The sequence below is a fragment of the Paenibacillus sp. PSB04 genome (assembly GCF_025809195.1).
Taxonomy (GTDB): Bacteria; Bacillota; Bacilli; order Paenibacillales; family Paenibacillaceae; genus Paenibacillus_AQ; species Paenibacillus_AQ favisporus.
Window position 1 is genome coordinate 1,657,356 of sequence record NZ_CP081301.1, and the last position, 23,432, is coordinate 1,680,787.

A 23,432-nucleotide genomic window follows, 5' to 3' on the forward strand; every position below is an offset into this window, starting at 1 on the left:
GCTTACGCTAATAAGCTGATGACTAGCAGTTCGTACAGGACCAGAGGCAGGATGGTTTGGTTAAAGAAAGGGGGGCGTCCGGGGATGAAAGCCCGGTGTCCGGATGACTGCGGAATTTGGATATACACGATACCCTTGTCGCAGTGCAAGAGGGTTCCTTCAAATACATCGCCGTCCAGCGTTTCGATCCGGACATGCTTATTGACATGTTGGCGGCACAGCTGCTTGAAGCGTTCCCGAGCCGAATGAAGCGTTTGGCTCATATGAGGCTCTGCCTGGTACAGCGTTTGGTGCTGATAGCTTGAGTATTGCACACTCATGACGTTGACCTCCGTTTGGAATTGACCTGCTGTATCCTATGCAGATGCCTAGACGGAAGTGTCTTAAAATGAACGAAATGTCATAAACATCAGTAGGGACGGTCCTTAATGGCTGTGGATCAATGGATGTCGCTGAGTTTTTAAATAAAAATTTCTAAATATACCACCTGTGTTGAAATAAAATTTCGCAAGCGATATAATAGGCACCAGAAATGTTAACATCTCAAGGCAGCATACAGGGCTTTTCGGCTCATTCGCGTGGCGGTTGCGGATTGCACCGTCTGTTCGGAGCAATTGCGCCTTTGAGTCTGCCGACGACCCTGGAGGGAGCCGAAAATCGGGAGGGAAGATCATGTACGCTGGTATAGCGGAAGGCGCCAAGGCGCTGGGCCTGGACCCCAAAGGGCTCGAGGCCGCCGGGCGTGCCATTGAGCGGGAGATGGCCGCTGGGGTAATACCCGGGGCGGTGCTGGCCGTCACCCGGCACGGGAAGGAATGGGTTTATGCAGCGGGGAGCGCAAACCCGGGTCCGGATCATCCGCTCCCGGCCGGGCCGGATGTCCTGTATGATTGTGCTTCGCTGACCAAGGTGAGCGTCACGCTGCCGCTTGTGCTCGGACTGATCGATGACGGCGTCCTGACGCTTGGTACAAAGGCTGCCGCCTGGATCCCTGAGTTTACCGGTGAGGGGCGGGAAGAGGTGACGATCGGGCAGCTGCTCACCCATACCTCCGGTCTGCCGGCGGATCGAAATATCCACGCGCACGGCTGGACGCAGCCCCAAATGTGGGAGGCGGTCACCGGCGTGGCGCTGCAGCATCCGCCGGGTACGGCCGCCGTCTACAGCGATCTCGGCTTCCTCCTTCTCGGCCGGATCGTCGAGATGGCGGCGGGCATGCCTCTGGACCAGGCGGCCAAGGAGCGCATTTGGGAGCCGCTCGGCATGGCCGGCGCCGTCTTCGCCCCGCCAGCCGGGCTGCGGGCGCGGACCGCCCCGACGGAATATGACCGCGCTGCCGGCGGTCATCTCCAGGGGGTGGTCCACGACGAGAAAGCCCGCGCCCTCGGCGGCGTCTGCGGGCACGCCGGCCTGTTCGCCACCGCCGGCGACCTGGCGCGCTATGCGCGGATGTGGCTGGCCGGCGGCGCCGTGCCGGAGCCGGCCGCGCCGGGCGGCCAGCCGCAGCGCGTCCTGTCGGCGGCGGCCGTCAGGGCCGCGACCCGGACCCATACCGCCGGCATCGCCGGGGCGAACCGGGGGCTCGGCTGGGTCCTGAAAGGGGACCGCTGGGACGCCTCCGGCGACTGGATGGGCCCGCGCAGCTACGGGCACACCGGCTTTACCGGGACCAGCCTGTGGATGGAGCCCGATCTGGACCTGGCGGTGGTGCTGCTCACCAACCGGGTCTATTACGGCCGAAGCGGCAGCGTCGGCGTGCTGCGGGCGGCGGTGCACAACGCGATTACCGCCGCCGTTAGAGATTGATAACGATGCGAACGAGAACGAGCAGGGATGAGATCTGCTACGATACGATACGGGCAAAGGAGAGAGCATCATGAACGGGGGACTAGTCAGACTGCGAGAGATTTTGGACGACCTTACGCCCTCAGAGCGCAAAGTGGCTGAATACATTATCAGCTATCCGCACAGCATACTCGACATGTCCGTAGCGCAGCTGTCTGCGGAAAGCGGCGGCAGCCAGGCGGCGATCATCCGCTTGTGCAAATCCATGGGGGTGAAGGGATATCCGGAGCTGAAGCTGAAGGTGGCCGGGGACCTGAACCAGAACGAGGAGCGCTATGAGTACCGTGAGATTCGTCCGGGCGATTCCATGGAGCAAATTATCCAAACCGTGTCCGCCAACAACATTCAGTCGATCCGGGACACGGTAACGATTCTTGATCCGAAGACCGTGGACCTTGCGGTGGAGGCGTTAAGCCAAGCCTCCCGAATTTTTTTCTACGGCCTCGGGGCTTCCCATCTGATCGCGCAGGATGCGCATCACAAATTTTTGCGGATTAACAAGACAAGCCATTCCTTTACCGATCCGCATTTGGAGCTGACCTCGGCGGTCATGCTGAATCCGGGCGACGTGGCGGTCGGCATTTCGTATTCAGGCGAGACGGCCCACGTCATCGAATGCCTGAAGGAGGCGCGCGCCTGCGGAGCCAAGACCATTTCCATCACCAAGTACGGCAACAATGCCGTGTCGGCACAGGCCGATTATCCGCTCTACACGTCATCGACGGAGAACGAAATCCGCAGCGGCGCGATGTCGTCGCGGATGACCCAACTGAACGTCATCGATATTTTATATTTGGGCGTGGCCAGCCGGGAATACGATCAATCGGTCCGGTATTTGAAAAAGAGCCGGGAGATTATCAAGCGCCTGACGGGCCGCTGATCGAAACAGGTTATGGCTTATCCTTATCCTAATACATCCTCTTTCCTGGGGCATTGACGGCTCCGCGGGAAGGGGATGATTTATTTTCAGGTAAAATCTTCATATTATGCGGACGCTTTCGTCCCAAAGGATGATAGAATAGAGGGAATTGAACGTCATCTTGGGATGGAATATCGGCATAAATGGGGTATAGGCAATGGATAAAGAGATAGACAAAATGGATGATCAGCAGATCATTGCAGCTTTTAACGCGCATTACAGGCAGCGGGGCCTCGATCCCGCCAAGTTTCCCGTTCTCAGCAAGCGCTACACCACAGAGGAACTGGAGGAACGGTTGTCCTTTTATAAGGAATATATTGATATCATTCTTTTTTTCGTCAACAAGTTTCTGTCGACCATTCAAGGGACCCCGATCCTGGTCACGGTGACCGACCAATGGGGATATCTGCTGGAATGCTACGGTGAGCCGATGTTTCTCGAGGCCATCGCGGGACTGGGCATTACCAAGGGGGTCCGCTACAACGAGGAAACCGGCACGGGCTCGGTCCCGCTGTGCCTGCGGTTTAAGCGTCCGTTCCAGACTTTGGGCGAAGAGCATTTCTTCGAGGCGCTCCACGGCATGGCCTGCTACTCGGCCCCTTTCCACCGGGAGGACGGGGCGGTGCTTGGAACACTCTCTCTGATGACCGGGGTCGATTCGGCCCATCCGCACCTGCTGACCCTGCTGTGTACCATGGTTGATTCCGTTGAGCGGGAAATGCTGCTTCGCCGGAACAACGCCCACCTTCACACGTTGAACCAAGTGCTGCTGGAGGCGAATTATCAGGGAGTTGTCGTGACGGACGCCGCCGGCCGGATTATCGACATGAACGATCAATACTTGAGAATGCTCCGCTTAGACGGCGGGGACAAACATCTATACCTGGGCACGCCGGTGTTGGAGAATCGCCTGGTTTCCCCCTATTTCGAGCGGGTGCTGGCCAGACAGGAGGAATGCATCGGCGTGGAGCTGCAGGACACCCGGATGAACTCCGACAGCTATTATATGCTGGACGTTCTGCCGGTTTTTGATATGGGCGGCTGCCTCTGCCGCATTATCGGCACCCTGCGGGATATTACGGAAATGAAGAGGACCGAGGAGGTGCTGCGGAATACGGAGAAGCTGGTATTCGCCGGCCAGCTTGCGGTCGGCATTGCGCACGAAATCCGCAATCCCCTGACTACCGTCAAGGGCCTTATTCAGCTGGCGGGACCGACCTCGGGACTGCGGCATTATGACCTGATTATGTCGGAGCTGGACCGGATGAACCTGATCGTCGGCGAGTTCCTCATTTTAGGCAAACCGCAGGAAATCCGCTTCCGGGAAGATTGGTGCATGACGATTCTGCAGGAGGTGCTGAGCCTGATCGAAATCGAGGCGGCGAAGAACAATGTCCGCATCCGGTGCACCTGCATCCGGGAGGAGAAAATTTCCTGCGACCGCAATCAGATCAAACAGGTGTTTCTGAACATCCTGAAAAATGCCATTCAAGCGCTGCCCGGCGGGGGCCGGATCGACATCGTGCTCGAGGCAGACGGCGGTTACCAGCGGATCCGGTTCATAGATAACGGAATCGGCATGCCCGAAGAGGTGCTGGAGCGGATCGGGGAGCCATTCCATACGACGAAGCTGGAAGGTTACGGTCTGGGCATGATGATCGTGAAGAAAATTATCGCTTCCCACCGCGGCATCCTGAACATTACAAGCGAGCCCGGCAAGGGGACGACGGTCGAAATGGGACTGCCGATCGGCTGATCGAACAGTCCCTGATGGATAGAAATGGAGTTAAGCGAGGTGTCGCGAGATGAAGGTCATCTGGAGTTTTGTGGAAATCGTCAGAAATGTCGTGTATTTATTCCTTGGTTTATGCGTGTGCGGGTTTGCAGAAAAAAACCTGACGGCGAGAATCGACGGCAGAATGGATCTGATCCTGCTGGTGCTGCTTGCAGATCTGATGCTGCTGTTCGTCTTCCACCGTCAGGTCATCGGCCCGAAATCCAATAAACTTCCCGTAAGAACGAGGAATTATTTATTAACCGCTGCGGTACTGATCCTCATCGCGGTTTATATGCTAAGTTGACATCCCGTTGACCGCTAAAACAGCAGGTACCAGAAAACAGCCGTTTCCTGCGAATGCTCTTTAAAGCCCCGGTATAGATAAGAATCAAAGCCTCCAATAACAAATCCGCAGCTTTCATAAAATTGGCACGCCCGCACGTTGTTGCTCTGCGTCTCCAGCATGAGGCCGGGCGTGTGGCCGGCTTTGGCCCAAAGCACCGCCTGCTCGATCAATTTCCGGCCGATGCCGTGTCCCCGGGCGTTCCGATCCACCCGAAGATCCTCGATATAAGCGTATCCGTTCCAATTTTTCGCTAGCATGATCCGGCCGACGGCCCGATTTCCCGCTAAAGCCAGGTAGACGGCACGGTCCGGACGGCCGATGTACTCCGACAAATTTCCGCTGTCGCCCTGGTCCGCCTCGTCGGGGTAGCTTTTTTGATAACTAGGCACGACGGGTTTAACCGTATAACCGATCCCTTGGTCCGTAACGGACAGGACGAGCTCGGAATCTACCGTAAAGCTGCCGTCGATCTGAATGTGCTCCGGGCGGTCCCGGTCTGTCATTTCCCTAATCTGAATATCCATTTATTGTAACCTCCTGATTCGCGGTTGGATTTTGAACATAAGCCAATATGTTACCGTGCAATCCGAAGGCGGGGCTCTGACTTAACGAAATACAAGCTGTGCCGTCATTACGGTTCTCCTCCTATTGGGCAGAATAAGGACACACCGACTCTATCACAGCAAAATCCGGTGATCCAATATATTTTTCAGGCTGATATGCGATTTCGACGGGCCGAACCTTGCCAGGGCATCCTGGAAGTCGGCTACCTCGTCGACGGACCCCGTCTGGACGTGAATGAGATAGTTGTACTCCCCGCTGATACGGAACAAGCCCGTCACTTGCTTGGACTGCGTGCAAAATTCCACCAGCTCGCTGCATTGCTCGGTTTTCATCAGAATAAAAGAGGTCGTTCCCCGCTGCAGCTCCCGCAAATTCAGATCCGTGCTGTACCCTATGATCACACCCCGTTCCTCGAGCTTAACGATCCGCTCCTTCACGGAAGGCTGGGACATGGCAATCTGCTTGCTGATCTGGGCGATCGGCATTCGCGCTTCATGCTGCAGAAGTTTTAAAATTTTCAGGTCGATCTCGTCAACTGCCGTGCTCAAATTCGCCATCTCTCCTGTAACTTGATCTAAAGATAAGGTAAGCATACGAAAATAACTTATTTTATGCAAATCGGGAAGGCCCAATTCCTTATTCCATGCATGTCGATCGCGGAAATGGATCTATAAAATAAAAACGGTACGAAAAACACAAAGGGAGAGATGGTTATGAGCGTGAAAGGACTGGCCCATGCGGCCATTCAGGCAGAGGATTATGAAGGAACGCTTGATTTTTATATCCGGGTTCTCGGGTTTACGGTCGGTCACTCATGGAGCTTGTCTGCGTTTAAAATTAAGACGGCCTCGATGCTGGTTTCGCCTGACGGGCGGACCTGCATTGAGGTGTTCGACAGCGGCGCCGAGGTTCCGGCCGAGGGGGATAAGGCGCCTTCGCGCGAGGAAGTGAAGCACGGCGCCCTGCTGCATCTGGCATTCTACGTGGATAACGTGGACGAGATGGTGGACAAGGCGCTCGCTCACGGGGCGCGAATTTATGTGGAGCCGGGGAATCTGGAGTTGGGTGAGCCGCCGCTTAGGGTCCGCAATGCGGTCCTGCACAGCCCGAACGGCGAAATTATCGAATTGATCGAGGAAGTGGATTTTAACGTGGGAACCCGCTGAGGTTCTATGTAAGATGGAGGCAGCCGAAGGTTTCGGCTGCTTTTTTGTATGTCATATAACCTTACAAACTCGTTGATAAAAAATATGAAAGCACTTACAATATGGTTATTTAGACATGTTTCGCGTTGCGTTTTGTCGAATCGGCATCCCAGAATAAAGAGAGGAGAAGTGATCCATGCGATGGGCCAATGGATGGAAAATCCAGTACATTTTCGTTCGCTTCATGATCCCCTATTTCTTGTTCATGCTGTTTACCCTGCTTGCAGGGGCTTTGTTTTACAGGCAAACCTATGACGTGGTGAAAAAGGAAGTCACGCACAGCAACCTGCAGATGCTGGATCAGGTGAAAGAAACGGTCGACAGCCGCTTCAACGAGATTAACCGGATTTCCCTGCAGCTGCAAAGCGATCCGGCCGTTCAAAGCTTCCAGCAGGTAAAGGAACCGTTCCGGGACACGACGGCGTACAAAGTGTACCGGACGCAAAAAAGCCTCTACAGCTACAATGCAGCCAATGGATTTATTCTTAACTACTATCTGATCTTCAAAAATAGCGATTTGGCGCTATCCCCGGACTCCACTTATGAACTTCCCTCGTTCTATCGTTACATGTTCTCTGAACCCAGCAAGGATTACACGACCTGGAGGAACGATCTCCTTGGCCATTTCCGCAACCGGGAAATCATGTCGTCCGGATCCACGGTGTATCAAGGCAAGACGACGGATCTGCTGACCTATGTCCAGTCTCTCGGGTACCCCGGTCATATTCAGGGGGCACTGATGATTCTGGTGGACAACCAGCGCCTGCAGTCGCTTCTTCGCGGAATCGACATATCCGACGGGGGCTGGGTATCCATCGTGGATGAGAAAGGACGCCTGGTTACATCCCTGTCAAGCGGCGGCATGGTGACCCGGCAAAGCCTGCCGCCGGGAGCGAAATCCGGAGTGATCGAAGCTTCAGCGGCTACCGGCGGCATGATGATGACCTATACCACCTCGTCCTATAACGGATGGTCCTATGTCGTCGCCCAGCCGCCCCATGTGGTCCTGAGCAAAGTGCTGGCCATTAAGCATACCACCGTAACCATTCTTCTTGCGTTCCTGATTTTTGGTCTCATCCTTGCCTATCTGTTCGCTACGCGGAGCGGCAGGCCGATCGTGAACATCACGTCTGCCCTGACGTCCCGGCTGAACGGCGGGGAATTGAAGCGGCCGAAGGATATGTACGGCTATATCCAGCACTCGCTCGCGCGCCTGATCGACAACAACGATGAACTGCAGCAGGAAATCGAGCGGCAGACTCCGCTGCTGCGGGAGTCGTTCTTCGGGCGCCTTCTTCAGGGTGAATACCTGATGGCCGAACACGTCGAATCCCTGCTGAAGCATCAAAACGCCGATATTCAGGGCAGCGGCTGCGCCGTCGGAATCGTTCAGTTTCACCGCGGCGGGCACCGGTTTCAGGAGGAGGAGCTGCGCGAGCTCGATATCGAACGCGTGCTCATCCAGGATATGCTGGGCCGGACACTGAAGGGCTGTCCCTTCACCTACCCGGTCGCCGAGGATAAAATCGCCGTCCTGTTCGTCAACGGACAAGGCGATCCCGGCGCCTTCCGAAAGACGGTGGAACAGGAGTTGCAGCAGCTGACGCTGGAAATCAGCCGCCACGGGCTCCAGGCAGGCTTCGCGATCGGAGGCTACCGTACCTCGCTCCTTGAAGTGCCGGAATCCTTTGAAGAAGCGAGGCAGGCGCTCACCCGGGTGCAGGAAGCCGGGTCCAGCCAGTCTGTCTGGTTCGAGGATCTGGCCCATGATCACCGTGGTTTTTATTTTCCGGCGGAATCGGAAAACCGCCTGATGAATTACATCAAAGCAGGCGAGACGGAGGAGGTCCGGAAGCTGCTCGCCTCCCTGTACCGGGAAAATTTCGAGGAGCGGCACCTTCCCTTGGCGATGCAGCAACTGTTCGTTCTTGACCTGGTCGGCTGCCTGGTCAAAGTGCAGGATCAGCTGATGGTGAAGGAGCAGGCGGACATGAGGCAGCTGCTGCAGCAGCTCGGCACGGCCAATCACCCGAAGCAGGCGTTTGATAACGCTACGGAGAGATTCGCGGAAATTTCGGACGGCATCGATCAGCGCAAGAAGAGCCGCAACGTCCAATTGATCCGCGATACGGTGGACTACATTCATCACCAGTACGGACAGGCTGATCTCAGCCTGGATGCCGCGGCGGATCATCTGAATATATCCAAGGGGTATCTGTCGCAATTTTTCAAAGAGCAGACAGGGGTCAATTTTTCCGAATACGTTGAGAATCTCCGGATGGACAAAGCCAAGCAGCTGCTGTCCGAGACCAGGCTGCCAATCCGGGATATTGCGCAGCAGGTCGGGTACCACGCGTCCAGCACCTTCTGCCGGGCCTTCAAGCGCGGCAGCGGCATCAGCGCAACGGCGTACCGCGATATCGCACATAAGAAACCGGCTTCCCCTCTTCACCGTCAGGATGCATAAGCGTTTTTGGGCCAGGGATTTCCTGGCCTTTTCGCTTTCACGAGAATACCTCGCCAGCGGCCGGCTGCCTAAGGCAAATACGCCCGAATCTAACCAAATGTATACAAGCCGGGCAAAGGTCAACGGCCTTTCTGAACGAGGGTAAACCCGCCGGGGAACAGGCAATTTACACCTTGGGCGGTCCCGGTCTATGCTGGGTCCATTCAAGGGGGTGAAAGTGAAATGAGCTTGTCGGTGACCGAGCGAAAGACCAGGGCAGCGCGCAGGACGGGAAGGAGACCCGCCGTAAAGAAGCTGATCCACAGCTGGCAGTTATACGTGCTGATGGCGCTGCCGCTCCTGTATTTGATCATTTTCAAGTACGTACCCATGTATGGCGCACAAATCGCTTTCAAGAACTTTATTGTGACCAAAGGCATTTGGGGAAGCGAGTGGGTCGGGCTGAAGCACTTTGAGCGCTTTGTCCACTCGTACGACTTCTGGAGGATTTTGAAAAACACCCTGATCCTCAGCTTTTACAACCTGGCTGCGAGCTTTCCGTTTCCCATTCTGCTGGCGCTCGGCCTCAACTATTTGCGGGGGCGGGTGTTCAAGCGGGCGGTGCAGATGGTCACGTATGCCCCGCATTTCATCTCGATCGTCGTCATCGTCGGGATTATCCGGGAGCTGCTCGACCCGAGAACGGGCATCGTCAACAAGCTGCTCGGCTTTATCGGTGTGGGGCCGGTCAATTTTATGGGCGAGATTTCGATGTTCTCTTCCATTTATGTCTGGTCCGATGTCTGGCAGCATGCGGGCTTTAACTGCATCATTTTCATTGCGGCGCTTGCGGCAATCGACCCTGCCCTGCATGAAGCGGCCGTGGTCGACGGGGCCAGCAAGCTGCGCCGGATGTGGCATATCGACCTGCCCGGTATCATGCCCATGGCGATCATCCTTCTGATCCTGAGCACCGGGCATGTGCTCGACGTCGGCTTTGAGAAGGTGCTCCTTCTCCAGAACCCCATTAACCTGAAGGCATCCGAAATTATCGACACGTACGTGTACAAGGTCGGTCTGACCTCGCAGGTGGCGAATTACTCGTACTCAACCGCCATCGGTTTGTTCAAGTCGGTCATTAACCTGGTGCTGCTCATCGTGGTCAACAAGATCGCTCAGCAGTCGAAGCAGGCAAGTCTGTGGTAAGGAGGGAAGCCCATGAACGGCACTTTGCGCAATGATTCCCGGGGGGACAAGGTGTTCTCGCTCGTGAACGGCGCCATCGTCACCCTGTTTTTTATCAGCGTGCTCTATCCGATCGTGTACATCGTCAGCGCGTCTTTCAGCGACTCCAATGCCGTCGTGTCCGGTAAGGTATGGCTGTGGCCGGTTCGTCCGACGCTGGAAGGCTATGCCGCCGTGTTCGACTACAAGATGGTATGGACCGGATTTAAAAACTCCGTCGTCTACACCGTGACAGGCACCGCCCTCAACGTCTTCCTGACGGTGCTGGCCGCTTATCCGCTGTCCCGTAAAGACCTGTACGGCAAAAACGTATTCATGATTATGTTCATGTTCACAACGATGTTTACGGGGGGACTGATCCCCAGTTATCTGCTGGTGCGGGAGCTCGGTATGCTCGATACGATCTGGTCCATGATCATTCCGGGAGCGCTGACCGTATGGAATGTCATCATCGCCCGGACGTATTTTCAAATGTCCATACCGGATGAGCTGCTGGAGGCGGCACGGCTGGACGGATGCAATGACTTCCAGTTTTTGTGGAAGGTGGTCATCCGGCTGTCGGGACCCATTCTCGCCGTGATTACGCTGTATTATGCGTCGGCCAACTGGAACCAGTATTTTAACGCGATGATTTATTTGAAATCCCAGGATCACTACCCGCTGCAGCTCGTGCTTCGCGATATTCTGATCCAGAACGATGTCGACACGGCGATGTTGGCGGCTGATCCGCAGGATGCGGCCCGCAGGGAGGCACTCAAAATTTTACTGAAGTATTCCTTGATTGTGATTTCCATCTTTCCGCTTCTGGTCGTGTATCCTTTCGTTCAGAAATTTCTGGTAAAAGGCGTCATGATCGGCTCATTAAAGGGATAAGGAGATGATCGGTGTGAAAAGAAAGTTCCTGTCTTTGCTACTCCTATCCGCTGTCATGATCGGCCTGCTCGGCGCATGCGGCAGCGGAGATTCAGGGGGTGCGCCGGCGGCGGAGCCGGGTGCCGGTGAAGCAGTGAGCGATGCGGGCGTGTTCCCGATCGTGAACGACAAATTGACGCTCAAGGTCATGATCGGCGCTAATCCGGCCGTCGAAGATTTTAACACGAACGAATTCACCAAATACTTCGAGGAGAAAACGAATATTCATGTGGAGTGGGAAATCGCCACTGCCGAGAAGCTCAACCTGGCGCTGGCGAGCGGCGACCTGCCGGACGTCATCATGAGCATGAACGTCACGCCGGAGCAGCAGGCGCTATACGGAGAACAGGGAGTCATTCTTCCTCTGAACGATTACATTGAGAAATACGGCCTGAATACGAAAAAAATGTTTGAGGAAAGTCCGCTGGTCAAACCGACGATCACTTCGGCCGACGGGAACATTTACGCCCTGCCGGCTCCGAACGAATGCTACCACTGCTCCATGCGACAGAAGCTGTGGATCTACGAACCGTGGCTGAAGGCGCTCAATCTGGAGATGCCGACCACGATCGATGAATTTTATAAGGTGCTGAAGGCGTTCAAGACCCAAGACCCGAATAAAAACGGGAAGGCCGACGAAATCCCGTTCTCGGGAGCGCCGCAAACGACGCAAAATTCGACCCTGACGACGAGTGTAGAAAACTTTCTGATGAACTCTTTCACGTATGCACCGTATACGCGGATGTATGTGAATGATGAAGGTAAAGTCGATGTTCCGTTCGTCAAGGACGGCTGGAAGGAAGGGCTGGCCTTCCTGCACAAGCTGTACGCCGAAGGCTTGATGGATCCGCAATCGCTGACCCGGGATCCCGCGCAGCTCGTTCAGCTGGGGGAAAATCCGGACGTGCCGATTCTGGGCGCCGCCTCCGGCCCCAATATGAGCGTGCTCACCCAACTAAGCGGTGCTAGTGGCCGGTGGAAGGATTATGTCGCCGTACCTCCGCTGAAAGGCCCGGAAGGGCTTCAGGTGACGCAGTACGATCCTTACCAGGTGGCTCCGGGGCAGTTCGTGATCACGAACAAGGCGAAAAATCCGGCGGCGGCCTTCCGCTTCGCGGACGCCCTGTACGACCGGGAAACGACGCTGCGCTCAACGATCGGGGAGCCGGATAAGGACTGGAGATGGGCCAAAGACGGCGAAATCGGCTTAAACGGCAAGCAGGCGGTCTATAAAGACATGTCCCAATTCGGGGTGACGCAGAACAAGCACTGGGCGCAGACCGGCATCGCCTACCGTCCGAATTCGCTGCGCCTCGGCGCCGTGGAGGACAAGGAGAACCCGCTGGAATCGATCCTGTACAACGAGACGAAGACCAAATACGAGCCTTATCGCGTCAAGGTGGAGACGGTGCTGCCGCCGCTCAATTTTACGGTGGACCAATCGCAGGAGCTGGCTGACCTGTCCAAGACGATCTTCGATTACACGAACGAAATGATGGCGCGGTTCATTATCGGCGACGCCGACCTCAACGCCCAGTGGAACGAGTACCAGTCGACGCTGAAGAGCATGGGGCTGGACCGGTACCTGGAGATCTATCAGGAAGCGTATGATGCACGCAAATCCGTGACATCCGAGACCCAATCGTAAGGAGGAAACTTCGATCATGACCGCTATTCAATCGCACGCCTTTACCGTTCCGGACAAGTGGAAGTGGTTTACCGAGAGCCGTTACGGGATGTTTATCCATTGGGGGCCTTACGCGCAGTACGGGCGCGGGGAACAGGTGCTGTTCCGTGAGCATTTGGACCACAAGGAGTATGCGGAGCAGGCCTGCGCATGGAACCCGGAGCATTATGATCCCAAATTGTGGGCCTATACGGCGAGAAAAGCGGGGTTTAAATATGCCTGCTTTACGACCCGGCACCACGACGGCTATTGCATGTGGGACAGCGCTTATACGGACTACTCCAGCGCCAAGCAGGCTCCGCAAAGAGATTTTGTCCGTGAATACACCGAGGCCTTCCGCAAGGAGGGGCTGCGGATCGGACTGTACTATTCGTGGATCGATTGGCGGCTGCCGGCGTATTTCGACGGCCCGGCCAAGGATCCGGAGGGGTGGGAGAAGGTCCGTGGTTATCTTCACGCCCAAGTCAAAGAGCTGCTGACGAACTACGGAAAGATCGACCACTTCTTCTTCGATGGGGTATGGCCGCGGAATGCGGACGATCTGCAAAGTGTGAAGCTGGTGGAGGAAATGCGGGCGCTGCAGCCGGATATTCTTATCAACAACCGGCTCGGTTATTCCGCCGCTCATGACGGGTATCGGGCCGACGGGGGCGTGGGTGCCGGCGATTCCGATACGCTCGGCGACTTCGGTACCCCGGAGCATGTGATCCATGCCGAGCAAAAGCGGCTGTGGGAGTCATGCCAGGTGACGACGTGGCGGCTCTGGAGCCATGTAATCGGCGAGCGGTGGCGTCCGGCGGACGTGCTGCTTGATATGCTCTGCGAAAGCGCCGAGAAAGGCGGCGGCCACGGGGGCAACCTGCTGCTCAACGTCGGCCCGACGGCGGACGGTCAGCTCCCGCCCGAATTCGTGGAGCGGGGGCTGGAGATCGGGCGATGGCTGGAGGTACACGGCGAGGCGGTGTACGGCACGGACGGAGGCTCTGTCACCGAGTTTATCACCCGCGGACGGCAGACGACCCGCGGCAATAACTTGTATTTGATCGTCCGGTTCTGGGATGGCCGCCCGGACATGAGGCTGGCCGACTTGAACACCCGGGTGAAGGGCGTCACGCTCCTGACCACAGGGCAGGAGCTCGCATTTGAACAGAACGGCGATGTGCTGTGGATTCATGGGCTGCCGCGGGAGGCGCCGACGCGACTCTTCCCGGTGATCCGCGTGGAATGCGAAGGCAAGCCCGAGGCGAATCAGTGGGGCAGGGAGCGGCTGTGGGAAGGCGATCCCGCCCGGGTAGCTGATTGGGCGCGCTTGCGGGGCACATCGGTATTCGCCGATGGGGCCGAGCGTTAGCTCAGCCGGATTTAACTAAAATGCAAACCCTGACCCTGTAACCTAGGGCCATCTCATACTAGGCAGCCGCATGTTTTCCCTGGGAGCTTATTTCCTGGACAGCATGTGCTGAGCTTTGGAGGGATGGCTCTTTTGTGGTGGAAGAACGATACAGCATTATTCTTTATATTCCTTTACATTTATATAACCAAATAGTAATATAATAAGCATGAACACGGACAAACTGTTTGAAGCGTTATCCGAACCGAACCGGCGGAGCATTCTGGAATACTTGCGAGTGCGGGACTGTTCTGTGGGCGAGCTTGTGGAGCTGTCGTCCCTAAGCCAGCCGGGGGTGTCCAAGCATTTGCGGATCCTGCGGGAAGCGGGGCTTGTGACCGTCCGCAGCGATGCCCAAAAGCGGATGTACAGCCTGAACGCGAAGCCGCTGGAGCAGCTTGACGATTGGCTTGGGCCCTACCGCAGGTTCTGGTCCGGCAAGCTGGATGACCTGGAGCGCTTCCTCGATGAAAAAGAACCCTGAGCAGGAAATACCTGCTTGCAGGAATATGGCAGAATTTGAATTCTGTTGGGTATCCTGGCGGAATGACAAACTTTAAAGAGCATGTGAAAAAGGAGGATCATCCGTGAATTCCAATGAATTGGCCGTGGTTGAGCAGGACGAGCAGGGAACCCGTGTGCGGTTCGTGCGGCATTTGAAGCACCCGGTGGAAAAGGTATGGGCGGCGCTGACCGAGAATGACCAGCTGAAGCAGTGGTTTGCGGAACTTCGCGTCGAAGATTTGCGTGAAGGCGGAGTCATCTCATTCGATATGCAGGACGGTACTTATGAAAAGTTCGAAATTTTGGAGCTGAAGCCCCTGTCGGTACTTGAGTATACCTGGGCGGAGGACCGCGTCCGGTTTGAGCTGTATCCCGAGCCGCAGGGCTGCCGCCTCGTTCTGATCGAGACGATCGTCCGAGTCACCGATCATACGCCTAAGGACGTTGCCGGATGGGATGTCTGCCTGGACGTTATCGAGGCGCTGCTCGACGGCCGAACCATTGCTTCCCGGAAGGACATCTGGGAAGGGAAATACGAGCGATACCGCAATCGGTTTGCGGAGCTGCGTCAGGGATAAGCCATGAGCGGCCGGCAGCCGAGATGTACAGCCAATGAGCCCCCAGTCTAATAGGACTGGAGGGCTTTTTTTGGCGTGGCGGTTGGCGTTGGGGACGATCTTCAGCCGGCGTTTCGGGCACCTCAAAATGCACAGTCGACGGGCCGAGAGCCAGAGCCGGCAATGTCTTTGCAGAATGAACTGCTCCTCAGCTGCCAGAGGAAATCTGCTGCTCCCGGTAGGATCGGGGTGAGCAGCCAATCGTTTTTTTGAACATTTTGGAGAACAGAAACGGATCCGTGTAGCCGACCGAGCGGGACACGTCGCTTACCGACAGCTCCAGGTTGTGCAGCAGCACGGCGGCGCGCTTCATCCGGTACTCCAGCAGGAACGCCTGCAGCGACACGCCGAACTGGTCCTTGAACAGGCCAGACAGGTATGTCCGGTCCAGCCCGACGGAACGGGCGATGTCCTGGATGCTGATCTTCTGGCTGTAGCTGCTCTCGATATAGCCGACGGCCTTGCGGACGTAGGCCTCCTTCGAGGTGGTAGGCCGTGGGGCTTCGCCGTTGTCACGGCAGTCCCGAATCAGTTCGCCCAGCAGCCCGTACAGGATGCCCTGGCTGAGCACGTCGCCGCCGGGCCCTTCCATCGCGGCGCGCAGCTGTCCGTAAAACCGCGGAAAGCCCCCGTCCGGACCTGCCTCGTAGACTGGATGAGATGCATTCAGGTGGGCGCGCTGCAGGAGCGTCTTGGCCAGCACACCTTGAAAGCCGAACCACGTATACGTCCACGGATCCGACTCGTCGGCCGTGTATTGCACCAGCATATCCGGCACGATCAGGAAGCCCTGCCCCGCGCCGAGCCGATAGGTGGTCCCGCCGGTGGTGAAAGTCCCCGTGCCGCTGTGCACATAGTGCAGGATGTAGGCGTCCCTCAGTCCGGGCCCCCACGAATGGTTCGGCAGGCATTCCTCCATGCCGAAAAAGTGCAGGCGGAGATCGGTTTGGCCCTGCAGGGCGGGCATATAGTAGTCGACATTGATCCGGGTCATTTGTGCTCTGAGTCCCTCCCGTCTGTCTCGCAAGAAAAACTTCCACTAAACGCGGTCTGTCTTCTATGAAGGTACGTCGATAGACGTTTTTTTTATAATATCAGAAAGAATAAACTCCAGAGCCGTGGCTTCCTGATATTGCAAGAAAAATTACCTTTAAATGCGGTCTGTCTTCTTTGAAAGGTACGTCGATAGACGTTTTTTTATAATATTAGAAAGAATAAACTCCAGAGCCGTGGCTTCCTGATATTGCAAGAAAAATTACCTTTAAACGCGGTCTGTCTTCTGTGAAGGTACGTCGATAGACGTTTTTTTTATAATATCAGAAAGAATAAACTCCAGAGCCGTGGCTTCCTGATATTGCAAGAAAAATTACCTTTAAACGTGGTCTGTCTTCTGTGGAGGTACGTCGATAGACGTTTTTTTTACATTATAACAGGTAAAACGGCTGTAAAACGAGATGAAAGCGAATTCTAAAATGGGATTATGACAGGTATTGCAGGGGTTGCTCCATGTTATTTCCAAGGCCGGGCCTATATATTTAGGTCATGCGACGGGCTTGAAGAAAGCCAACATTTACGGGAGGGATTGAATCAATATGGCCAAAATTACGTTTATCGGTGCAGGCAGTACGGTATTTGTAAAAAACGTGCTTGGAGACGTCATGTCAACTCCGGCGCTGCAGGGGTTTGAGCTGGCCCTTTTCGATATCGACATGGAGCGGCTGAACGATTCGGAACGGCTCCTGAACAGCATCAAGGAGACGCTGGGCAGCACATGCCAGATCAAGGCGTATACGGACCGTAAAGAGGCGCTGCGCGGCGCCAAATATGTCATTAACGCGATCCAGGTAGGCGGGTACGATCCTTGTACGATCACCGATTTTGAGGTGCCGAAGAAATACGGCCTGCGCCAAACGATTGCCGATTCTCTGGGCATCGGCGGGATTTTCCGCAACCTGCGCACGATTCCGGTCATGCTGGACTTTGCGAAGGATATTCAGGAAGTCTGTCCGGACGCCTGGTTCCTCAATTACACGAATCCGATGGCGGTGCTGACCAACGTCATGAACACCGTGGGCGGTGTGAAAACGGTCGGTCTGTGCCACAGCGTGCAGCACTGCGTATCCGACCTGTTCAGAACACTCGAAATGGATCCGACCGGCGTGGAATCCAAAATCGCGGGCATCAACCATATGGCCTGGCTGCTCGAGGTCAAGAAGGACGGGGTGGACCTATACCCCGAAATCAAGCGCCGTGCCGCTGAGAAGCAGAAGGAAAAGCATCATGACATGGTGCGCTTCGAACTGATGCTGCGTTTTGGCTACTATGTTACGGAATCGTCCGAGCATAATGCCGAATACCATCCGTATTTCATCAAACGCAATTATCCCGAACTCATTGAAAGATACAACATTCCGCTCGACGAATACCTGCGCCGCTGCGTTAACCAGATCAACGGGTGGAAGGAAATGCGCGAGAAGCTGTTTGCGAGCGAAAGCATCGGGCACAGCCGTTCCAAGGAGTATGCATCCTACATCATGGAAGCGATGGAGACGAACCAGCCGTTCAAAATTGGCGGCAACGTCATGAACACCGGCCTGATCACGAACCTGCCGAAGGAAGCCTGCGTCGAAGTGCCGTGCCTGGTGGATGCCTCCGGCGTGACTCCGACGTACGTGGGCGATCTGCCGCCGCAGCTGGCCGCGCTGAACCGGACGAACATCAATACGCAGCTGCTCACCGTTGAAGCGGCCGTCACCGGAAAAAAAGAGCACATCTACCACGCGGCCATGCTCGATCCGCACACATCCGCGGAGCTGTCCATCGACGATATCGTGGCGCTGTGCGACGATCTCATCGAGGCGCACGGCAGCTGGCTGCCTGAATTCAAATAAAGGCATCGCTGTGATGTAAAAAATGAACGGGCTTACCTCTCTCTGCTGCTTCATGGCAGAGACGGGGTAAGCCCGTTTTTGTATTCCTTCCGGTAGTCCGGGTGGCCTTCAGGCCCGGCGTTTCCCACCAATTCGTTCCGTACATCAAAACAGCCATACTAGCAGGATGATCACGGCCACAATGGCTAGACCTATCAGCAGGTTGACCAGGTTCCAGAGAAATCCGCGGCCGGCACCTTGATTTACCTTTTCATCGTGGCGCTTCTTGTGAACGTCGGGGTCATACTGTCCGGGAGGGTTGCGAAAATCCATAACCATTCTCCTTTCGGTTGGAGATGATCCGGCCCTTGTTAGTGCCTGGTTCAGGCGACGGGAAGGGATATCCGGCATTTTTTCAATCGGTTGTTATTTATTATAACGTTTCCGGATACCGTTTTGTTGGAAGATTTCCTAACTCCTGGGTTATTTGGTTGTGCGCGATGTCCTATATTTTATGCTGCACAAACTTTTTGCCTCCCTTTTTGCGTCTAGCTGGTGTCTCGGCAAAGACACTTTAAGAGAGAAGAGGTTGAAAGATATGAAAAAGAAGAACATTTGGCACCGGATGGCGTTTCCTACTATTTGAAGTCGGATGGAACCGGCAGCCCGGCTGGGATGATCTCGCTTGAGGTCATTACTGAGGGCAGTACGGGCGGGACGGACATGCCCCGAATCGATACGTACAACGTGTCAAATTCGGCTGCAGCCTCGCGCGTAACGCTGTCCGGCCTCCTTGGGGAAGGTTACAAGGACCGGCTTGACGCGGACATTCTCGCCCATATGAAGAAAGAACCGGAGAAGTACTTTCTGAAGGATTACAAAGGGACTCTTCAAGAGCAAACGTTCTATATCGAGAATGGTGAGCTGGTGATTGTGTTTCCGAAATACAGCATCGCACCGGGTTACGTCGGTTCGCCGGAATTCCGTTTCAACCTGAAAGGGTAATCCGTTCATGAAGCAATAAAATAATGTATAACGAGAGTTTAAAAGGCATCCCGGAAGCATCCGGAGGTGCCTTTTTTGGCTTATTTGTATCTCCAATAAGTGGAAACAACTTTATCCGCCCGTTACAACGTCTTGCCTATACATCAAAGAAAACGAGGTTAGGGTGAATTTTCAAATGAACGACAACATCAGGCTGCGCAGAAGTATAAATTCACGGGGAACGGCTGGTGAAATGCCGGAAGCGGAGAAACGGTATATGCCCGGACTCGACGGGCTCAGGGCCGTCTCCGTCCTTGCTGTGTTGGCGTATCACCTGAATGCGAAATGGGCGCAGGGAGGGCTGATCGGCGTTGGCATCTTTTTCGTCATCTCCGGTTATCTCATTACGGACCAGATCATTCAGGAGTGGAAAAGGGAGGGAAGGCTGAATCTGCTCCGCTTCTGGACACGCAGAGCCCGCAGATTGCTGCCTGCCATGCTGGCCATGCTATTGTTCGTTGCCCTATGGCTGTTACGGATTGAGCCCGGCAGACTGCAGGCTCTGCGGGGAGCTTTTCTATCATCGCTATTTTATGTGAATAATTGGTGGCTCATCTATCATAAAGTATCCTACTTCGAAAGTTTTGGGCCGCCTTCGCCAATCGGGCATTTGTGGTCGCTGTCCATTGAAGAACAGTTCTACTTGATTTGGCCGCTGCTGCTGGTTATCGGTTTGAAAGTTTTTCCCCGACGCGGCAAATTGGCGCTTATCATTTTCGGGCTGGCTGCCATCTCTGCGCTCAGCATGGCGATCATCTATGTGCCGGGTACGGACCCAAGCCGGGCCTATTATGGCACGGATACCCGGGCTTTCGCGCTCTTGGTCGGAGCTGCTTTGGCTGTCGTATGGCCAAGCGGGAAGCTGAAGGGTCAGGTATTGTCACGATCTCGCGGCCTGCTGGATTTGATTGGAGTTGTGGGGCTTACCGTTCTACTCATTCTCATCTGCCGGACAAATGAATATGATGACTTCCTTTACCGGGGAGGGTTCCTGGTCATATCGCTCCTGTCCGCGGTTGTCATCGCCGTGCTTGCCCATCCTGCCGGCCGGATTGGCCAGTGGATGGGCTGCAAGGGTCTGCGCTGGATCGGGGTCCGGTCTTACAGTCTGTATATTTGGCATTATCCAGTTATTATCCTGACAAACCCGAGTGTCCAGACGGAAGGGACAAGCCTGCCGCGCATCCTGCTCCAGCTGTCCGCCAGCTTTCTATTAGCGGCATGCTCCTATCAATATATCGAAGAGCCATTACGTAGAGGAGGATTCAGCGTGAAAAGAAATCGATCGTTTTTCGCCGGAAAGGGAGCTATTCGCCCCATCTTGCTAAGTGTCCTTATTCCCGTGATTCTGATAACGGCCGCCTGCAGTCACTACATATGGAACAAGCCTGAGCCGGCTGTGAAGGTCGTCGAAGCCGTGGGAACAATGGCCCAGCCGGTGGAGCATACATATGAGTCCGATGAAGAAGAGACGGATGAGAACAAGAATCAAAAGGCCGACAACGAGCCGATCTCGCCGAATAACTCGGCGGATAAGCCGCTTCCGGCCCCTGGGGCCAAAGAACAAAACGGGCAGCTGGCTGCAGCCGCAACCAAGACCACTGATCCGCTGGTGCCTTCCGGCAAAGGCGTTAGCGCCATCGGCGATTCCGTCATGCTGGACGCGGCGCCTTTCCTGGAAAAGATGCTTCCCGGTATCGTCGTGGACGGCAAGGTCGGCCGGCAAATGCGCCAGGCAGGGGAAACGGTCGACCGGTTGAAAGCCCAGGGGCGGCTCGGCGACCGGATTATCATCGAGCTCGGCACCAACGGTCCTTTTAACAAAAAGCAATTAAGATCCCTGCTGAAGTCACTGGGCGCGGACAAGCGGATCCTGTTGGTGAATACACGTGTTCCGCGCCAGTGGCAGGATACCGTAAACAGGGACATAGCAGAAGTTGCCAATGAATTCGGCAATGCCGCAGTAGTAGACTGGTATTCGGCCAGCGAAGGCAAAGAGGGCTTCTTTTCCCGGGATGGCGTGCATTTGAACCGCAGCGGAGCGGAATTCTACGCTTTCCTGCTTGTAAAGGCCCTTAGGGCATACAACGAATAATTTATGAATGCTGCCGCCAAAACTTTTTGCTTCCCTTCGCTCGTCTTGTTTCTGTGAAGCGATCAGAAGCAAAGCTGTCCGGGTCAGCCGGTGATTAAACATAAGAAGGGTAATACGACATGCTGAAAAGGAAAAAGGAAAAAGTGCTGACGCAGTGCATTAAAGAGCATCAGGCGAATGTGTACAGGCTCGCGTTCAGTTATGTGAAAAATAAGGAGGATGCGCTGGATATCGTGCAGGACTCCATTTATAAAGCGATGACGCACATCGAAGGGTTAAAGGATCCCGACGCCGTCAAAAGCTGGTTCTACCGCATTGTGGTCCACACCGCACTGGACTTTCTACGCAGGAACAAAAGGGTTCAGGCGATGGACCATGAAATGATCGAGGTACATGCCCCAGGTGTGGAGGATGAGTATACGAATTTCGATTTGATGAGAGTGCTCGAGGAGCTGCCCGAGAAATACCGGACCGTGGTCGTGCTGAGATATTTGGAAGATATGAAAATCGATGAAGTAGCCGCGGTTCTGGGGGAAAATGTGAATACGATCAAGACGAGGCTGTACCAAGCGCTTCGGATCATGCGAATGAAGACAGGTGTTGAACCTTTAAAGGAGATTAAATGAGATGAACAACCATATGGAACGGCTGCGGACAGAGTATCAGAATACACCGGTTCCGGAAGAGCTGGATCGGATCGTGGATCAGGCGATAGCCAAATCTTTGCACAGCAGCAGACGCAAACGCGTTAAATATACATGGGCTGCCGGAGCTTGCGCGGTGGTGCTCCTTTTTCTGGCGACCGTCAATGCCAGTCCGGCGGTGGCCAATGCGTTATCGGCCATCCCTGGCGTAGACCGGATCATCAAAGTGCTGACATGGAAGGAATATGCCGTCGATGAACCCGGGGGCTATCATGCCAACATCAAGGTACCGGCCGTCACCAATCTGGACAATAAGCCGCTGGAACAGGGGTTGAATGAAAAGTATTTGAAAGAAAACAAAGCGCTCTACGACAAGTTCATGGCGGAGATAGAAGCGTTGAAGCAGCAAGGCGGCGGCCACCTGGGCTTAGATGCCGGCTACAAGATCAAGACGGACAATAATGATATCCTGTCTATCGAACGTTATGTCGACGAAAGCAGAGGCTCGACGTCCGAGAAATTGGAGCTGGACACGATTGATAAAACGAACGAAATTCTCATTACGCTGCCAATGCTGTTTAAAGACGATCGATACATTCAGTTGATCAGCGACAACATCAAGGAGCAAATGAAACAGCAGATGAAGACGGATGCGGACAAATTCTATTGGGTATCGGGGTCTGCGGAGGTTCTGCCGACCGACGAATTCCGGGCAATCCAAAAGGACCACAGCTTCTATATCAACAACGACGGCAAGCTCGTCATCGTGTTCAACAAATATGAAGTAGCGCCGGGATATATGGGCTCTCCCGAGTTCATCATTCCGACCGAGGTGATTTCAGACGCTTTGGTAAGCCGCAAGTATATCAAGTAATGCGAAGACCGGTAAAGGGACGCCTTTTACCGGTCTTTATGTTTCCCGTACGGTTGAATTCACCAAAATCATAGGAACAGACACAAAAAGCTTACAAACACGCATCGTCATACGTAAGATTTTTCCAGTATAGTGAATGCGTAACTTGACATCTCCTTCCCAGAAACACAAATCCGGCACCAAGGCCCGGCCACAGACCCAACCATTTGTAGCGGTGGACTCTGCAAGCAAATCAAAACCCCTTCGCATTTCCAACAATTCGTCCCAGCCTGTCTGCCCATACCATCCCATCCCGAGAAGGGCGTCTGAACAAACGCCAATATCCGTTCACGCTGCTAAGGAGGTGAGCTCCAGAAATTACCGGGTTCCCAGAAAAATGAAAGCGGTTTATTTTTAAAGACGGGGCAGTTCCTGTCGCAGGTAGTCCAGGTCCAAGTATCCCATTCAG

General features: G+C 54.9%; 22 protein-coding genes. 17 read left to right on the forward strand and 5 right to left on the reverse strand.

The window, feature by feature from the left end:
- Nucleotides 1-2: 2 nt before the first annotated feature.
- Entirely contained in the window at nt 3-320 is a 318-nt protein-coding gene (locus K2F33_RS08010) for an LSm family protein (RefSeq protein WP_076173065.1), read from the reverse strand.
- A gap of 352 nt (nt 321-672) precedes the next feature.
- On the opposite strand from K2F33_RS08010, the gene K2F33_RS08015 reads away from it, so the two are divergent.
- The 4 genes from K2F33_RS08015 (at nt 673) to K2F33_RS08030 (ending at nt 4,845) form a co-directional block, all read left to right on the forward strand.
- On the forward strand, nt 673-1,806 hold the full coding sequence (locus K2F33_RS08015) for a serine hydrolase domain-containing protein (protein ID WP_263881379.1): 1,134 nt from the start codon (nt 673-675) through the stop codon (nt 1,804-1,806).
- Nucleotides 1,807-1,876: 70 nt separating this feature from the next.
- On the forward strand, nt 1,877-2,725 hold the full coding sequence (locus tag K2F33_RS08020; RefSeq protein ID WP_076173063.1) for a MurR/RpiR family transcriptional regulator: 849 nt from the start codon (nt 1,877-1,879) through the stop codon (nt 2,723-2,725).
- A gap of 196 nt (nt 2,726-2,921) precedes the next feature.
- Nucleotides 2,922-4,520, forward strand: coding sequence for an ATP-binding protein (locus K2F33_RS08025; RefSeq protein WP_263881380.1), 1,599 nt, complete (start codon nt 2,922-2,924; stop codon nt 4,518-4,520).
- Nucleotides 4,521-4,569: 49 nt separating this feature from the next.
- Nucleotides 4,570-4,845 (forward strand): hypothetical protein, encoded by a 276-nt coding sequence (locus tag K2F33_RS08030; RefSeq protein ID WP_263881381.1) that lies wholly within the window; start codon nt 4,570-4,572, stop codon nt 4,843-4,845.
- 14 nt (nt 4,846-4,859) lie between these two features.
- Here the strand turns inward: K2F33_RS08030 and K2F33_RS08035 are convergent, their stop codons facing one another.
- Together K2F33_RS08035 and K2F33_RS08040 are read right to left on the reverse strand one after the other, a co-directional pair.
- A complete protein-coding gene (locus K2F33_RS08035; protein WP_263881382.1) occupies nt 4,860-5,411 on the reverse strand; it encodes a GNAT family N-acetyltransferase in 552 nt (183 codons plus the stop codon).
- A gap of 153 nt (nt 5,412-5,564) precedes the next feature.
- A complete protein-coding gene (locus K2F33_RS08040) occupies nt 5,565-5,999 on the reverse strand; it encodes an Lrp/AsnC family transcriptional regulator (RefSeq protein ID WP_144025469.1) in 435 nt (144 codons plus the stop codon).
- Nucleotides 6,000-6,164: 165 nt separating this feature from the next.
- Here K2F33_RS08040 and K2F33_RS08045 point away from each other — a divergent pair, with 165 nt between their 5' ends.
- The 8 genes from K2F33_RS08045 to K2F33_RS08080 all read left to right on the forward strand — a co-directional run bounded on the left by K2F33_RS08045 (nt 6,165) and on the right by K2F33_RS08080 (nt 15,418).
- Nucleotides 6,165-6,617, forward strand: coding sequence for a VOC family protein (locus tag K2F33_RS08045; protein ID WP_263881383.1), 453 nt, complete (start codon nt 6,165-6,167; stop codon nt 6,615-6,617).
- Nucleotides 6,618-6,792: 175 nt separating this feature from the next.
- Nucleotides 6,793-9,123, forward strand: a complete 2,331-nt coding sequence (locus K2F33_RS08050) for a helix-turn-helix domain-containing protein (protein WP_263881384.1) — start codon at nt 6,793-6,795, stop codon at nt 9,121-9,123.
- 222 nt (nt 9,124-9,345) lie between these two features.
- Nucleotides 9,346-10,308, forward strand: coding sequence for an ABC transporter permease (locus K2F33_RS08055; RefSeq protein ID WP_084204012.1), 963 nt, complete (start codon nt 9,346-9,348; stop codon nt 10,306-10,308).
- A 12-nt stretch (nt 10,309-10,320) separates the two neighbouring features.
- On the forward strand, nt 10,321-11,220 hold the full coding sequence (locus tag K2F33_RS08060) for a carbohydrate ABC transporter permease (protein ID WP_263881385.1): 900 nt from the start codon (nt 10,321-10,323) through the stop codon (nt 11,218-11,220).
- 13 nt (nt 11,221-11,233) lie between these two features.
- Nucleotides 11,234-12,907, forward strand: a complete 1,674-nt coding sequence (locus tag K2F33_RS08065; protein WP_263881386.1) for an ABC transporter substrate-binding protein — start codon at nt 11,234-11,236, stop codon at nt 12,905-12,907.
- Nucleotides 12,908-12,923: 16 nt separating this feature from the next.
- Nucleotides 12,924-14,297: an alpha-L-fucosidase gene (locus K2F33_RS08070; protein ID WP_263881387.1), complete on the forward strand. Its 1,374-nt coding sequence runs from the start codon at nt 12,924-12,926 to the stop codon at nt 14,295-14,297.
- A gap of 208 nt (nt 14,298-14,505) precedes the next feature.
- Entirely contained in the window at nt 14,506-14,820 is a 315-nt protein-coding gene (locus K2F33_RS08075; protein ID WP_263881388.1) for an ArsR/SmtB family transcription factor, read from the forward strand.
- Nucleotides 14,821-14,923: 103 nt separating this feature from the next.
- Complete coding sequence (locus tag K2F33_RS08080; protein WP_256993024.1) at nt 14,924-15,418, forward strand: SRPBCC family protein; 495 nt, start codon at nt 14,924-14,926, stop codon at nt 15,416-15,418.
- Between the two features lie 187 nt (nt 15,419-15,605).
- On the opposite strand, the gene K2F33_RS08085 is transcribed toward K2F33_RS08080, so the two are convergent.
- The gene (locus K2F33_RS08085; protein ID WP_116233006.1) at nt 15,606-16,451 is read right to left on the reverse strand and encodes an AraC family transcriptional regulator; all 846 of its coding nucleotides are present in this window, start codon (nt 16,449-16,451) and stop codon (nt 15,606-15,608) included.
- 598 nt (nt 16,452-17,049) lie between these two features.
- Here K2F33_RS08085 and K2F33_RS08090 point away from each other — a divergent pair.
- A complete protein-coding gene (locus tag K2F33_RS08090; RefSeq protein WP_076173052.1) occupies nt 17,050-18,348 on the forward strand; it encodes an alpha-glucosidase/alpha-galactosidase in 1,299 nt (432 codons plus the stop codon).
- A gap of 144 nt (nt 18,349-18,492) precedes the next feature.
- On the opposite strand, the gene K2F33_RS08095 is transcribed toward K2F33_RS08090, so the two are convergent.
- On the reverse strand, nt 18,493-18,660 hold the full coding sequence (locus K2F33_RS08095; RefSeq protein ID WP_163880096.1) for a hypothetical protein: 168 nt from the start codon (nt 18,658-18,660) through the stop codon (nt 18,493-18,495).
- A 282-nt stretch (nt 18,661-18,942) separates the two neighbouring features.
- On the opposite strand from K2F33_RS08095, the gene K2F33_RS08100 reads away from it, so the two are divergent.
- The 4 genes from K2F33_RS08100 to K2F33_RS08115 all read left to right on the forward strand — a co-directional run bounded on the left by K2F33_RS08100 (nt 18,943) and on the right by K2F33_RS08115 (nt 22,984).
- Nucleotides 18,943-19,332 (forward strand): RsiV family protein, encoded by a 390-nt coding sequence (locus K2F33_RS08100; protein WP_263881389.1) that lies wholly within the window; start codon nt 18,943-18,945, stop codon nt 19,330-19,332.
- Nucleotides 19,333-19,507: 175 nt separating this feature from the next.
- Complete coding sequence (locus K2F33_RS08105; RefSeq protein WP_412973973.1) at nt 19,508-21,466, forward strand: acyltransferase family protein; 1,959 nt, start codon at nt 19,508-19,510, stop codon at nt 21,464-21,466.
- Nucleotides 21,467-21,585: 119 nt separating this feature from the next.
- Entirely contained in the window at nt 21,586-22,092 is a 507-nt protein-coding gene (locus tag K2F33_RS08110) for an RNA polymerase sigma factor SigV (protein WP_373309603.1), read from the forward strand.
- A gap of 1 nt (nt 22,093) precedes the next feature.
- Nucleotides 22,094-22,984, forward strand: a complete 891-nt coding sequence (locus K2F33_RS08115) for an anti-sigma-V factor RsiV (RefSeq protein WP_263881390.1) — start codon at nt 22,094-22,096, stop codon at nt 22,982-22,984.
- The last annotated feature ends 448 nt before the right edge of the window (nt 22,985-23,432 follow it).